Below are 13,879 nucleotides of genomic sequence, written 5' to 3' on the forward strand. Positions count from 1 at the left end.
TTATCGTCTGGCGCGCCACCATACCATGTCAGGATTGACCATGAAGTACCTGCGGATGCTGTTCGATAACTTCACCCTGGCATTGTTCGGGGTCATTTTTCTTGCCACGGTGCTACCTTGTGAAGGCTCTGGGGCCGTGCTGTTCGGTGGGCTGACCAACCTCGCTATCGGCCTGCTGTTTTTCCTGCATGGCGCCAAACTGTCGCGTGAGGCGGTGGCCGCCGGGGCCGGACACTGGCGCCTACATTTGTTGGTATTTGCCTGTACTTTCGTGATGTTCCCGCTGCTGGGCATGGCGCTCAAACCGCTGGTGCTGCCGCTGGTGGGCAATGAGTTGTACCTGGGGGTGCTTTACCTGTGCGCATTGCCGGCGACGGTGCAGTCGGCGATTGCCTTTACTTCGCTGGCCCGTGGCAACGTGCCGGCGGCGATTTGCAGTGCAGCGGCGTCGAGCCTGTTGGGTATCGTGCTGACACCGGTGCTGGTGGTGCTGCTGATGGGGGTCGAAGGCGATACCGGCTCAAGCCTTGAAGCGGTGATGAAGATTGTGCTGCAGCTGTTACTGCCGTTTGTGGCCGGACAAGTGGCACGCCGCTGGATCGGTCATTGGGTGGCGCGCAACGCGCGTTGGCTCAAGGTGGTTGATCAAGGCTCGATCCTATTGGTGGTCTATACCGCGTTCAGCGATGCCGTGGTCAGTGGCCTGTGGCATTCGGTGGCGCCTTCGCGCCTGGTCGGGCTGGTGCTGGTGTGTTGCCTGCTGTTGGCACTGGTGCTGTGGTGCACGCGTGCGCTGGGGCGTTGGCTGGGTTTCAACCTGGAAGACCGCATCACTATCTTGTTTGCCGGGTCGAAAAAGAGCATGGCCACCGGCGTGCCGATGGCCCAGGTGCTGTTTGTCGGCAGTGGCATCGGCGCGATGATTCTGCCGTTGATGATCTTCCATCAGATTCAGCTGATGGTCTGTGCGGTGTTGGCGCAGCGGTATGCTGCGCGCGATGAAGGGGTGGCCCTTAGAGCAGAACGCCTTTGACCGGTTGCAGCGGCGCTGGCGCCGTTTCATCCGAGAGTTCTCGCACAGCGATCTCCAGGTTGCGGCACATGGCATCCAGGGCCAGGTCGTTGGGCTGGGTGTCGAACGGGTCGGCGATCTGGTCGCCCAGGGCATCCAGACCAAAGAAGGTGTAGGCCAGTACACAGACGGCAAACGGGGTGAACCAGCCGATGCTGTCTACCAGGCAGAACGGCAGCAAAAAGCAGTAGACATGGACGATGCGGTGCAGCATCAGAATGTAAGGGTAGGGGATCGGGGTGTTCTTGATCCGCTCACAACCACCCAACACGTAAGACATGCGACTCAGTTGTTGATCAAGGTTCGCCTGCAGGACCTCACCCCCGCCCGCGTCGCGCGCCTGGGCCATGAAGCGCTGGCCGAGTACGCCGAGCAAGCGACTGGCCGGTGCACTGCTGTTGGCCACCAGGGTGCGGGTCGGGCTATCGAGCAGGCGCTGCAGGTCGGCGCTGGGCGGCGTGCCGCGTAACTGGTCGCGTAACACATAGGCAAAAGCAATCAAGGTGTCGAGCAGGGCCCGGCGCTGCTCTGGCCCAAGGTTGGGCAACAGGCTCAAGGTTTGCCGGGTGAGGTTGCGGCTGACAATCAGCAACTCACCCCACAGCGTTCGCGCTTCCCAGAAACGCTGGTAGGCCACTGTATTCCTGAAGCCGAGGAAGATCGCCAGGGTCAGGCCCCAGAGCGTGAAGGGCGTGGCGGTGAGGATGACTTTGTATTCGAACAGGGTGCCGTGGGTGGCGACGACTGCCGAGCTGATCAGAACCGTATACAGCACCTTGCGCCATATCGCAGGAATGATCGAGCCCTTGAGCGAGAACAGCAGGACGCGGATGGAGGGTTTTTGTGGCTGGATGATCATCAAGGCAAACCTTGTACAGAGGCGCGAGAACGTGCGCGCGTAACTGTAGGACAAAGCCTTGCCGGGATACAGCTCGACTTCCGTCTGCAAGGGGTTGAATCAGAGTGCTTAGGTCGATTCCCGCTACCCGACGTGCTGCTTCTTGGCCTTGAAACAGCAACGTCGGGATGTTGCCTGGTGCGCCTGTTGCTGAGCCAGGTTCACTCGTGACAGCAGTGCGGTAGGTTGGCGCCAACCCCTTCGTAGCGGTCGTGATGGCGCACCCAGTCCATCGTACCTTCCTCGTTACGGCCCTTGGGCATCAGGTCGAGAAAGTTATAGGCCCCGACCAGGATGTCCAGACCGCGGGCATAGCTTGAGTAGGTATGGAACAGCGTGCCGTCGGCATCGCGATAGAACACGCTCAGGCCGGGCAGTTCGGTTTCATTACCCGTGTAGGGCTCGTAGTTGTACTGGCTGTTGCCGTCATCGCTGACGCTGACGCCGAACTCCCGGTTGAACGAGCTACCGTGCGAAGACACCCAGGGGAAGCGCCAGCCCATCCGTTGCTTGAAAGCCTGGAACTGGGCGAACGGCGCCCGTGACACGGCAACCAACGAGACATCATGGTGGGCCAGGTGCAGGTTAGCCCCGTCAAAGTGGTCGGCGAGAAACGAACAGCCACTGCAGCCTTCACTCCAGCCTTCGTCGAACATGAAATGGTAGACCAGTAGCTGGCTGCATGGGCCAAACAGGTCGGCCAGGCTCAATGGCCCTTGGGGCCCTTCAAAGCGATAGTTCTGCTCGATCCTTACCCATGGCAATGCGCGCCGGGCTCTACTGAGTTCGTCGCGCTGATGGGTCAGGGCCTTTTCATGCAAGAGCAACTGGCGACGTGCACTGAGCCACTCGCTGCGGGAAACCACCTGCGGGTTGCGGAAGTTGTCCATGGTGAAGCTCCGGTGGGGTGGGGGGTAATGGATGGTCGTCCGGAGCGAGAGTGATTCGACAGCGCAGTGCCAACAAATCCCATTGGCTGATGAACGGTATTAGCAGTTGAGCCAGTTTCGGTATGAGCGGGCTTGCCCCGCGATTGCGTTATTTCAGCCACATCGCATCGCGGGGCAAGCCCGCTCCCACACTGAGTATGAAATTCGCTCTCAACGTTGTTGCGGGCGTTGGATAGGCCTACTATTCATAGGCTTATGAAAAATAAGCCTAAGCTTATAACAAAAGAATGGAGTCCGTGATGATCCCACTGGATCGAATCCTGATGAGTAGCCTGCTGCTGTTTTCAGTCACCGCAGCCCACGCCGCAGACGGTCAGAAAGTCTTCAGCCAGGGTGGCCAGAACCCGGCAGCGATGGCTTGTCTCGGTTGCCATGGTGTCGACGGCAAGGGTATGGCCGCCGCTGGCTTCCCACGCCTGGCCGGGCTACCGGCCGCGTACCTGAGCAAGCAACTGCACGATTTTCGTACTGGCAGTCGCAAGAACCCGATCATGGAGCCGCTGGCCAAAGCGCTGAGCGATGAGGAAATCCAGGCGGTGACCACCACCCTGGCAGCCATGCCCAGTGATACGGTAGCCGACAATCGCCGGCAACAAATGGCCACTGACGCCACACAGAAATTGGCTCTGTACGGTGACTGGAGCCGTAAAATTCCGGGCTGTGTGCAGTGCCATGGCCCAGGCGGTGTGGGGGTGGGTGAACATTTCCCGCCGTTGGCTCATCAGCCTGCTGCCTATCTGGTAGCGCAACTCAATGCCTGGCGTGATGGCAGTCGCAGCAACGACCCTAACCAACTGATGGTCGGCGTGGCCAAGGCCATGAGCGATGAAGAAGTCAAAGCTGTGGCCGACTACTTTGCCAGCCCAGCCAGCCAGGAGGTCAAGCCATGAAACCTTTAATGTTCGCCGCCCTGGCGTTGGCCCTGAGTAACGCTCATGCCGCACCGATCGCTATGGAAGACCAGTCGCAGCTCAAGGTGCCGGCAGCAGGCAGCGCTCCCGGATTTGCCCCACCTGCGGAAAGTGAATTGCCGGACAATGCTTTCGGCAAGATGGTCCGTCAGGGGCATGCACTGTTTGTCGACACCAAGCGCTTGATGCCCGACAAGGTTGGTAATGGCCTCAATTGCAGCAACTGTCACTTGGACCAGGGCCGTCTGGGCCATTCAGCGCCGCTCTGGGGTGCCTATCCGATGTACCCGGCGTATCGCAAGAAAAACGACAAGGTCAACACCTTCGCCGAGCGCATCCAAGGTTGCTTCCAGTTCAGCATGAACGGTTCGCCACCAGCGGCAGACAGCCCGGAAATGACAGCACTTTCGGTGTATGCCTACTGGTTGGCCAGCAAAGCCCCCATCGGCGTCGAGACCCCGGGGCGTGGCTATCCCGAAGTGGCGCAGCCGGCCCAGGGCTATGACTTCAAGCGCGGCGCGCAAGTGTACAAGGAGCAATGCGCTATCTGTCACGGGGCCGAGGGGCAAGGGCAGAAAGTAGCTCAGGATTACGTGATGCCGCCGCTGTGGGGCAAAGATTCGTACAACTGGGGCGCCGGCATGCACCGGATCAACACGGCGGCCTCGTTCATCAAGTACAACATGCCGCTGGGCAAGCCCGGCTCGCTGAGCGATCAGCAGGCCTGGGATGTTGCCGCCTTCATCAATAGCCACGAACGACCGCAGGACCCGCGCCTGGTTGAGGGCTCGATCGAGAAAACGCGTCTCAAGTTCCACGCCAATGATGGCGTCAACCTGTACGGACAGACGGTCGATGGTGTGCTGATCGGTAAAGGGGTGTTGTAACGCCTGTTTTTGAGGGCTGCTCCGTGATTACAGGCGGTAAATCCCCTGAAATCACGGGGTTATATTTACGATTGCCGGGAACTATCTACACTAGGATTTCTCTATGATGGCATCGGCCAGTCGGTGGGGGCATTGTAAGGTGACCGCCGCCTGATTAGACTGCGCCGAATTTCGTACGCAAAGCCCTTGTTAAGGACGTATATGATCAAGAAATGCTTGTTCCCGGCAGCCGGTTACGGCACCCGCTTCCTGCCTGCTACCAAAGCCATGCCCAAGGAAATGCTGCCAGTGGTGAACAAGCCACTGATCCAGTATGGCGTTGAAGAAGCGCTGGAAGCTGGGTTGAACGAGATTTCCATTGTGACCGGTCGCGGCAAGCGCGCGCTGGAAGACCACTTCGACATCAGCTACGAGCTGGAAAATCAAATCAAGGGCACCGACAAGGAAAAATACCTGGTCGGCATCCGCCGCCTGCTGGATGAGTGCTCGTTCTCCTACACCCGTCAGACCGAAATGAAAGGCCTGGGTCACGCGATCCTCACCGGTCGTCCGCTGATCGGTGATGAACCGTTCGCTGTAGTGCTGGCTGACGACCTGTGCGTCAACCTCGAAGGCGACGGCGTGCTCAAGCAGATGGTCAAGCTGTACAAGCAGTACCGCTGCACCATCGTTGCAATCATGGAAGTCGACCCACAGGAAACCAGCAAATACGGTGTGATCGCTGGCGATCTGATCGGTGACGACCTGTACCGTGTGCGCAACATGGTCGAGAAGCCAAAACCTGAAGATGCCCCGTCGAACCTGGCGATCATTGGCCGCTACATCATGACCCCGGACATCTTCAGCCTGATCGAACAGACCGAGCCGGGCAAAGGTGGTGAGATCCAGATCACCGACGCCCTGATGAAACAGGCCCAGGACGGTTGCGTTATCGCCTACAAGTTCAAAGGCAAGCGTTTCGATTGCGGTGGCGCCGAAGGCTACATCGAAGCCACCAACTTCTGCTTCGAAAACTTCTACAAAACCGGTAAGGCGTATTAATAGCGGTAAGCGGTAAGCGGTAAGCGGTAAGCGGTAAGCCTCAAGCTGTAAGTGGATCGAGCAGGGCTTTTTCTAGTAGCCTGTAGCTTGATACTTGCAGCTTGAGAGCATCGAGATGCCCTACGATTTTGATTTTTTTGTAATTGGTGCCGGCTCCGGCGGTGTGCGCGCTGCGCGTTTTGCTGCAGGTTTCGGTGCGAAGGTGGCGGTTGCCGAAAGCCGTTATCTGGGTGGTACCTGTGTCAACGTCGGCTGTGTGCCGAAGAAACTGCTGGTCTACGGCGCGCATTTTGCCGATGACTTCGAGCAGGCCGCAGGGTTCGGCTGGTCGCTGGAAGACGCGCAGTTCGACTGGGGCCAATTGATTGCCAACAAGAACCGTGAAATCGAGCGGCTCAATGGCATCTACCGCAATCTGTTGATCAACAGTGGTGTGACCTTGCTCGAAGGCCATGCCAAGCTGACCGGCGCCCATGAAGTGGAAGTCGACGGCCAGCGTTACAGCGCCAGGCACATTTTGATTGCCACCGGCGGCTGGCCGCAGATCCCGGATATTCCTGGCAAGGAACTGGCGATCAGCTCCAACGAAGCCTTTTACCTCAAAGACTTGCCCAAGCGTGTGCTGGTCGTGGGCGGCGGCTATATCGCCGTAGAGTTCGCTGGAATCTTCCAGGGCCTAGGGGCCAAAACCTCGCTGCTGTATCGCGGCGATCTGTTCCTGCGTGGCTTTGATGGTGGCGTGCGCAACCACCTTAAGGAAGAGCTGGAAAAACGCGGTATGGACCTGCAGTTCAACAGCGATATCCAGCGCATCGAGCGCCAGGCTGACGACAGCCTCAAGGTAACCCTCAAAGATGGTCGTGAACTGGTCGCCGACTGCGTGTTCTACGCCACTGGCCGACGGCCGATGCTCGACAATCTGGGCCTGGAAAACACTGGGGTAGAGCTGGACCCGCGTGGCTTCATTCGTGTCGATGACCTTTACCAGACCACCGAACCTTCGATTCTGGCCATTGGTGATGTGATTGGCCGGGTGCAACTGACGCCGGTAGCCCTGGCTGAAGGCATGGCCGTGGCGCGACGGTTGTTCAAATCCGAACAGTATCGCCCGGTGGACTACCAGAACATTCCCACCGCCGTGTTCAGCCAACCACCGATCGGCACGGTCGGCTTGACCGAAGAGCAAGCGCTTGAGCAGGGTCATAACGTACAGATCTTCGAAAGCCGCTTCCGGCCGATGAAGCTGACCCTGACCGAGGTTCAGGAAAAGACCTTGATGAAGCTGGTGGTCGATGCCGACACAGATCGTGTGTTGGGTTGCCATATGGTCGGGCCGGACGCGGGCGAAATCATCCAGGGCCTGGGCATTGCCTTGAAGGCCGGGGCGACCAAGCAACAGTTCGACGAAACCATCGGTGTGCACCCGACGGCAGCTGAAGAATTCGTGACCTTGCGTACGCCAGTAGCACGTTGACTTAGTCACCCTGCGTAGGAGCTACGCAGGGTGACTGCCGTTTCCTACCTGAGCTGTTACCTAAGCGGCCAATGCCGTTAGCTGCAGCTGACATTCTCTGAGCGGGACATTCCCGATACTGGCTGAGCGTTGCATCGCAGCGCTCAGTCAGGTCGGGGCCTGATTGTCTCACTCACTCTTGAACAGAATGTCATTATGAAAGCTTCAAAAAAATCTCTGCTCGCGCTGGCTGGCTGTCTGCTGCTGGGCGTTGGCCTGGCGCAGGCCGACGGTCAGATGAGTTTCAACGGGAGCGTTTATGCCGGCACGTGCGAAGTCAATGGCGGCCATAACGATGTGGCGGTGAGCTTGCCGCCGGTGCCGACCAGCCAGCTGATCAACCCTGGCCAGGTCGCAGGTTATCAGCGTTTCAATTTGCGCCTGACCAATTGCTCGCCTGGATTGAACCGGGTGTCCACCTACTTTGAGCCCGGCCCGACCATCAGTCCGCAAGGGCGTCTGATTGTGGATGCCGGTGGCAGTGAAAATGTCGAGGTTCAACTGCGCAACGACACCAATGCGCCCATGAACCTGGCAGGCGCTCAAGGTAACCAGAACTCCCAGATCGTCGATATCACCAGCGGTCGTGCGGTACTCAATTACTCGGCGGAATACTACTCACTGGGCGGCACCACGCCGGGGCCGGTGAACACCCGTGTGCAGTACACCCTGATTTACCCGTGATATTGCCGGCAGCCCTTCATGGGCTGCCAGCCTCTGTTGTTGTCTGCCGATCCAGGAATCCCTCATGAAAAAAGCCTGCCTGCCGTCCTGGTACGGTTGGCTGTTGGCTGCCTGCCTGTTCAGTGGCGCGGCCAACGCCAGTATTGTCATTGCCACGACTCGGGTGGTTTACCCCGCCGAAACTGAGGAGGTCACCGTTAGCCTGAGTAACAAAGGGCGACAACCATTTCTGGTACAAGCCTGGATCGATGAAGGGCAGGCCGAAGTGCCGGTCGCACAACTGCAGGTGCCTTTCAGCCTGACGCCTTCATTGTTCCGCCTTGATCCGGGAAAAGGGCAAACGCTGCGTTTGTTTCAGACAGAGCACGACTTCGCCCCGGACCGCGAGACCCTCTATTGGCTTAATGTTCTGAAAATCCCGCCCAAAGGCCAAGGCAATACCTTGCAGGTTGCTGTGCGCTCGCGGATCAAGTTGTTGTATCGCCCAGCGGGGCTTGCGGGTAAGGCCGCGCAGGCGCCGCATGCGTTGAGTTGGCGCCTGCTTCGGGATGAGCAGGTATGGATGCTTGAGGCAAATAACCCCAGCCGTTACTACGTCAATCTCAGCGAACTGTCCGTGCAGGTGCAAGGGCGCAGGTACGAGGCCACCAGCAGCCATGTCGCCCCGATGTCGACAGCGCGATTTGCCGTGCAGGGCCTGGACTCGACCGAAGCCACTACGGTCAGCGTGCATTTCAGCAGCGTCAATGACTACGGCGCCGTGCTGCCCGGCCAGCAGCCCGCCGAGGTTTTCCACCGACACTGAGCACGGTGGAACCGACAGTGATGATCAAGTTTTTTGCCGCGCCAGCGGGGCCTGCGGCTGGGGCAGTGCTGTGCCTAGCAACCGCCATGGCAGGTAATGCGGCGCTGGCGGCAACGGCAGCGTTCGACGCCCGGTTCCTGCACGCCGGGGGGGCTCCTGCTGTCGATGTCAGCCGATTTCAGCATGCCGATAGTGTGCCTGAAGGGGATCAGGTGCTGGATATTGTCATCAATGAGCAGTGGAAAGGGCGCTGGCTGGTACCTTTGCGGCTGCAAGGCGATGCGCTGCGTGCGAGCCCCTGTTACAGCGATGCATTGCTGCAAGCCCTGGCCATTGATCGCGCACAGCTTGCTGCCTCGGTGCGCAGGCAGTTGCAGCCGGCCGATAGTTGTTTGCCGTTGTCGGCATTGGGCATAGAGGCCAGTGAAGCCCTGGACTATGCCGGGTTGCGTTTGACGCTACAGGTTGCCCAGCAGGCATTGCTGCCCATCCCCCTGGACTACCTGCCTGAGGAACAATGGGACAGCGGTACGCACGCCGCCTTTGTCGATTATCGCTTCAACCTGTACAAGCAGCAGAGCCTGGCGGACGGCCAACACTGGCAGCAGTCGTTCCTGGGATTGCGCAGCGGCGTCAATACCGGGGCGTGGTACTGGCGCCATGAAGGTAATCTACAAGTCGGGGACGGGATTGAGCAACGCTACCAACCCATCGCTTCGTATGTGCAGCGTGATGTTGCGGCGTGGAACGCGCAACTGACGTTGGGCGAGTCTTACAGCCGCGGCGCAGTGTTCGACAGTATTGCCTATAGGGGGCTGGGGCTTGCCAGCGACGAGCGCATGCTACCGGCATCGCAGCGCGGCTATGCGCCAACTGTCAGCGGGGTTGCCCACAGCACGTCGCTGTTGACCATCCGCCAGCGCGGTGTGCTGGTGCATGAGTCGACCGTGCAACCGGGGCCGTTCGAAATCAGTGATCTGTACGCCAACAGTTTCAGTGATGACCTGGAAGTGACCTTGAAGGAGGCCGACGGCAATCTGCGCACCTTCAGCGTGCCTTACCAAGCCGCGCCCCTGGCCCTGCGCCCGGGCGCCAGGCGCTTCGATTTCAGCCTCGGGCGCTGGCGCGACAGCCTGGGTAACACAGGCGTTGAACATCTGCAGGGCAGTTGGCAACAAGGCCTGAGCAACCGCTTCAGCGTGCATGCCGGCCTGATCAGTGCCCAAGGCTATCAATCGGCAGCGTTGGGCGGCACGCTGAACAGCCGTCTGGGGGCGGTGGCGCTGACGGTGCTTGGTTCGCAAACAGATTCGGTTCAGCAGGGGCCGATTGCCGGTCACGCGCTGCGTATGAACTGGCGTCATGTCCTGGCCGCATCAGCAACCGACCTGAGCGCCAGCCTGACCCGTAGCCGCCCTGATTTCGAAGGTTTCAATGAGTTTGCCCGTGCCCGCGTTGACGCTGGGCATGGGCGGGGAAGCCAGCAAAATGCACGTCTGAGCGCGCGTTTCGCACTGAGCCAGGGCTTGGGCGAGCAGGGCGGCCGGTTGGCTCTACAGGTGAGCCAGACACAGCGATGGCGGCAATCGGGGAGCGATGTGGGCTATTCGTTTGGCTACTTCAACCGCTACGGTGCGTTGGGCTACGGTGTTACCGCCAATCGTGAACAGTCTGCGGCGACAGGGCATCGCAACCATTTCGCCCTGACCCTGAGCCTGCCCTTGGGGGAGGGTAGCCGCAGTTCGCTGAGCAGCAGCCTCAACAGTGACGGCAAGGGGCGCAGCGCTACGTCGACGCGCATCAGCGGTGCAGCGGGTGAGCATGGTCAATGGGGGTACGGCCTGGGGCTGACCACTTCGCATGATGAACAGCGGAACTCAGCCGGTGCGGATGCCAATGTGCGCTACAGCGGACCGGGCGCTGAAATCAGCGGTTCGTTGAGCCAGCAGCGCGACTATCGCCTGGCGTCTGTGGGCGCTCAGGGGGCACTGGTTGCCCATGCTGGCGGACTGACCGCAGCACAATCGCTCGGCGAAAGTTTTGCCATTGTGCATGCTCCGGGCGCTGCCCGCGCACGGCTCAAGCAGGCGCCGCAGGTACAGCTCGATAGCGCAGGTTACGGCGTATTGCCGCAACTGCTGCCGTACAGCTTGAACACTGTTGAGCTGGACCCAAAAGGCACTTCGCACGAGGTTGAATTACAGCTGAGCAGCCTCCAAGTTATACCGCGAGCCGGTGCTGCGGCGTTGCTGTACTACCCCACACGCAGCGGGCGCAGTGCCTTGATCGATGCACGGCTGGCCGATGGCAGTGTCTTGCCGTTCGGTGCCAGCGTGGTGGATGAATCGGGCGATGAATTGGGATTGGTCGGGCAAGGCAGCCGCTTGCATGTACGCGGCGTCCGTCAACAGGGGCGCTTGCAGGTACGTTGGGGTGAAGACGCGCAACAACAGTGTGCGCTGGCCTATCGGCTGCCTGAAACCTCGCCGGCAAACAATGTCGCGACGCTAATACACGCCACCTGCGAACCGCTGCAGAACGTTGCCGGCGAATCTGGGTTATGAGTGTTCACGCTATCTAACCCAACACTTATAGCCAAAACCAATCAGCAGCATGAGCTTTGCCAATGAGCATTGAAGGAATGTATTAGCTACGATTCTCCCATCAGATTTTTCAACCCCCTGAAGGAGCGTTACTTATGCCTATCATCAACAGCCAGGTAAAACCGTTCAAAGCCACTGCTTACCACCAGGGCAAGTTTGTCGAAGTGTCGGAAGCCGACCTCAAGGGCAAATGGTCTGTCGTCTTCTTCTACCCAGCCGACTTCACCTTCGTCTGCCCGACCGAGCTGGGCGACCTGGCCGACAACTACGCTGAGTTCAAAGACCTGGGCGTAGAAATCTACGGCGTGTCCACCGACACCCACTTCACCCACAAAGCCTGGCACGACACCTCGGACACCATTGGCAAGATCCAGTACCCGCTGATCGGTGACCCGACTCACGTGATCTCGCGCAACTTCGACGTGCTGATCGAAGAAGCCGGTATCGCTGACCGCGGCACCTTCGTGATCAACCCGCAAGGCCAGATCAAGATCGTTGAACTCAACGACGGCGGTGTCGGCCGTGACGCCAGCGAACTGCTGCGCAAGATCAAAGCGGCCCAGTACGTTGCTGCCCACCCAGGCGAAGTCTGCCCGGCCAAGTGGAAAGAAGGCGAAGCCACTCTGGCGCCGTCGCTGGACCTGGTCGGCAAGATCTAAGACCGTGAGCCAGCTGAGGGCGGTGGTCTACCGCATCTGACGTTGTCACCGCCCCGCAAAACGCCCGGGCGCTTTCGCCCGGGCGTTGTTATTTCTACCGTTTGAAAAAGGAATCGCCCGTATGTTGGACGCCACGCTTAAAACTCAGTTGAAAACCTACCTGGAGCGGGTCACTCAGCCGATCGAGATCGTCGCTTCCCTCGATGACGGCGCGAAGTCCCGCGAATTACGCGACCTGCTGGTTGAAATCGCCAGCTTGTCCACCCTGATTACCTTGCGTGAGGACGGTAACGACGCCCGTCGTCCTTCGTTCTCGCTCAACCGCCCTGGTGCCGCGATCAGCTTGCGCTTTGCCGGTATCCCCATGGGCCATGAGTTCACCTCGTTGGTGCTGGCGTTGCTGCAAGTGGGCGGTCACCCGTCCAAGGCCAGCGCCGAACTGATCGAGCAGATCAGTGCACTCAAAGGTGAGTTCAACTTTGAAACCTACTTCTCGCTGTCGTGCCAGAACTGCCCGGACGTGGTCCAAGCGCTGAACCTGATGGCGGTGCTCAACCCGAACGTTCGCCATGTGGCCATCGACGGCGCTCTGTTCCAGGACGAAGTCGAAGCACGCAAAGTCATGGCGGTGCCGAGCGTCTACCTCAATGGCGAAGTGTTTGGCCAGGGCCGCATGGGCCTGGAAGAGATCGTCGCCAAGTTGGACACCAGTGCCAGTGAGCGTCAGGCTGAGAAGATCAACGCCAAAGATGCCTTCGACGTGCTGGTCGTCGGCGGTGGCCCGGCCGGTGCTGCAGCGGCCATCTACGCGGCTCGTAAAGGCATTCGTACGGGTGTCGCGGCCGAGCGTTTCGGTGGGCAGGTGCTCGATACCATGGCCATCGAAAACTTCATCTCGGTACAGGAAACCGAAGGCCCGAAATTGGCCATGGCCCTGGAAGAACACGTCAAGCAGTACGACGTCGACATCATGAACCTGCAACGTGGTGAAGCGCTGATTCCGGCTACTGAGGGTGGCCTGCACGAGGTGCGTCTGGCCAGTGGTGCCTCGCTCAAGGCCAAAACCGTGATTCTGGCCACCGGCGCCCGCTGGCGTGAAATGAACGTGCCGGGTGAAAAAGAGTACCGCAGCCGTGGCGTGGCCTACTGCCCACACTGCGATGGCCCGCTGTTCAAAGGCAAGCGCGTGGCGGTGATTGGCGGTGGCAACTCGGGTGTCGAAGCGGCCATCGACCTGGCCGGTATTGTCGCCCAGGTAACGCTGATCGAGTTCGATAGCCAATTGCGAGCCGACGCGGTGTTGCAGCGTAAACTGCACAGCTTGCCGAACGTGAAAGTGATCACCAGCGCGCTGACCACCGAAGTGTTGGGTGATGGAGAGAAGGTCAATGGCCTGCGCTACAAGGATCGCAACACTGACGAACTGCACGACATCGCACTGGAAGGGATCTTTGTGCAGATCGGCCTGTTGCCCAACACCGATTGGCTCAAGGGCACAGTAGAGTTGTCTCCACGCGGCGAGATCATTGTTGATGCCCGTGGCCAGACCAACCAGCCGGGTGTGTTTGCCGCTGGTGATGTGACCACGGTGCCCTACAAGCAGATCGTCATTGCGGTGGGCGAGGGTGCCAAGGCTTCGCTGGCCGCGTTCGATCACTTGATCCGGACTTCGGCGCCGGCCTGAAACATCGCGGGGCAAGCCCGCTCCCACAGTGGGAGCAACTGCCTTGCATCGACCATGAAGCCAGCTCCCGGTGGGAGCTGGCTTGCCCTGCGATCTGGCGCGAAGCGGCAGCTTGTCTCCACGCGGCGAGATCATTGTTGATGCCCGTGGCCAGACCAACCTGCCGGGTGTG

The 13,879-nt window shown here is 59.7% G+C and carries 12 protein-coding genes; 10 read left to right on the plus strand and 2 right to left on the minus strand.

The window, feature by feature from the left end:
* Positions 1–40 precede the first annotated feature (40 nt).
* Complete coding sequence (locus E1573_RS17570) at positions 41–1,033, plus strand: bile acid:sodium symporter family protein (protein ID WP_133215839.1); 993 nt, start codon at positions 41–43, stop codon at positions 1,031–1,033.
* Here the strand turns inward: E1573_RS17570 and E1573_RS17575 are convergent.
* Both E1573_RS17575 and E1573_RS17580 read right to left on the minus strand, forming a co-directional pair.
* Positions 1,014–1,931: a bestrophin family protein gene (locus tag E1573_RS17575; RefSeq protein WP_133215840.1), complete on the minus strand. Its 918-nt coding sequence runs from the start codon at positions 1,929–1,931 to the stop codon at positions 1,014–1,016. The genes E1573_RS17570 and E1573_RS17575 overlap by 20 nt on opposite strands.
* A gap of 200 nt (positions 1,932–2,131) precedes the next feature.
* Positions 2,132–2,860, minus strand: coding sequence for a thioredoxin family protein (locus tag E1573_RS17580; RefSeq protein ID WP_133215841.1), 729 nt, complete (start codon positions 2,858–2,860; stop codon positions 2,132–2,134).
* Positions 2,861–3,159: 299 nt separating this feature from the next.
* Here E1573_RS17580 and E1573_RS17585 point away from each other — a divergent pair, with 299 nt between their 5' ends.
* From E1573_RS17585 to ahpF, 9 genes are all read left to right on the plus strand, one after another.
* On the plus strand, positions 3,160–3,810 hold the full coding sequence (locus E1573_RS17585; protein ID WP_133215842.1) for a cytochrome c: 651 nt from the start codon (positions 3,160–3,162) through the stop codon (positions 3,808–3,810).
* 62 nt (positions 3,811–3,872) lie between these two features.
* The gene (locus tag E1573_RS17590; RefSeq protein WP_371925187.1) at positions 3,873–4,718 is read left to right on the plus strand and encodes a c-type cytochrome; all 846 of its coding nucleotides are present in this window, start codon (positions 3,873–3,875) and stop codon (positions 4,716–4,718) included.
* Positions 4,719–4,919: 201 nt separating this feature from the next.
* The gene (gene galU, locus E1573_RS17595; protein ID WP_133215844.1) at positions 4,920–5,759 is read left to right on the plus strand and encodes a UTP--glucose-1-phosphate uridylyltransferase GalU; all 840 of its coding nucleotides are present in this window, start codon (positions 4,920–4,922) and stop codon (positions 5,757–5,759) included.
* Between the two features lie 115 nt (positions 5,760–5,874).
* On the plus strand, positions 5,875–7,233 hold the full coding sequence (gene gorA / locus E1573_RS17600; protein WP_133215845.1) for a glutathione-disulfide reductase: 1,359 nt from the start codon (positions 5,875–5,877) through the stop codon (positions 7,231–7,233).
* A 195-nt stretch (positions 7,234–7,428) separates the two neighbouring features.
* The gene (locus E1573_RS17605; RefSeq protein WP_133215846.1) at positions 7,429–7,956 is read left to right on the plus strand and encodes a fimbrial protein; all 528 of its coding nucleotides are present in this window, start codon (positions 7,429–7,431) and stop codon (positions 7,954–7,956) included.
* Positions 7,957–8,020: 64 nt separating this feature from the next.
* A complete protein-coding gene (locus E1573_RS17610) occupies positions 8,021–8,761 on the plus strand; it encodes a molecular chaperone (RefSeq protein WP_133215847.1) in 741 nt (246 codons plus the stop codon).
* A gap of 20 nt (positions 8,762–8,781) precedes the next feature.
* Positions 8,782–11,325, plus strand: coding sequence for a fimbria/pilus outer membrane usher protein (locus tag E1573_RS17615; RefSeq protein WP_133215848.1), 2,544 nt, complete (start codon positions 8,782–8,784; stop codon positions 11,323–11,325).
* A 134-nt stretch (positions 11,326–11,459) separates the two neighbouring features.
* Positions 11,460–12,023 carry an alkyl hydroperoxide reductase subunit C gene (gene ahpC / locus E1573_RS17620; protein ID WP_133215849.1) on the plus strand — a complete coding sequence of 188 codons (564 nt, stop codon included), beginning with the start codon at positions 11,460–11,462 and terminating at the stop codon, positions 12,021–12,023.
* Positions 12,024–12,144: 121 nt separating this feature from the next.
* A complete protein-coding gene (ahpF, locus tag E1573_RS17625; protein WP_133215850.1) occupies positions 12,145–13,707 on the plus strand; it encodes an alkyl hydroperoxide reductase subunit F in 1,563 nt (520 codons plus the stop codon).
* Positions 13,708–13,879 lie beyond the last annotated feature (172 nt).

The sequence above is a fragment of the Pseudomonas sp. H9 genome, assembly GCF_004353925.1.
GTDB lineage: Bacteria > Pseudomonadota > Gammaproteobacteria > Pseudomonadales > Pseudomonadaceae > Aquipseudomonas.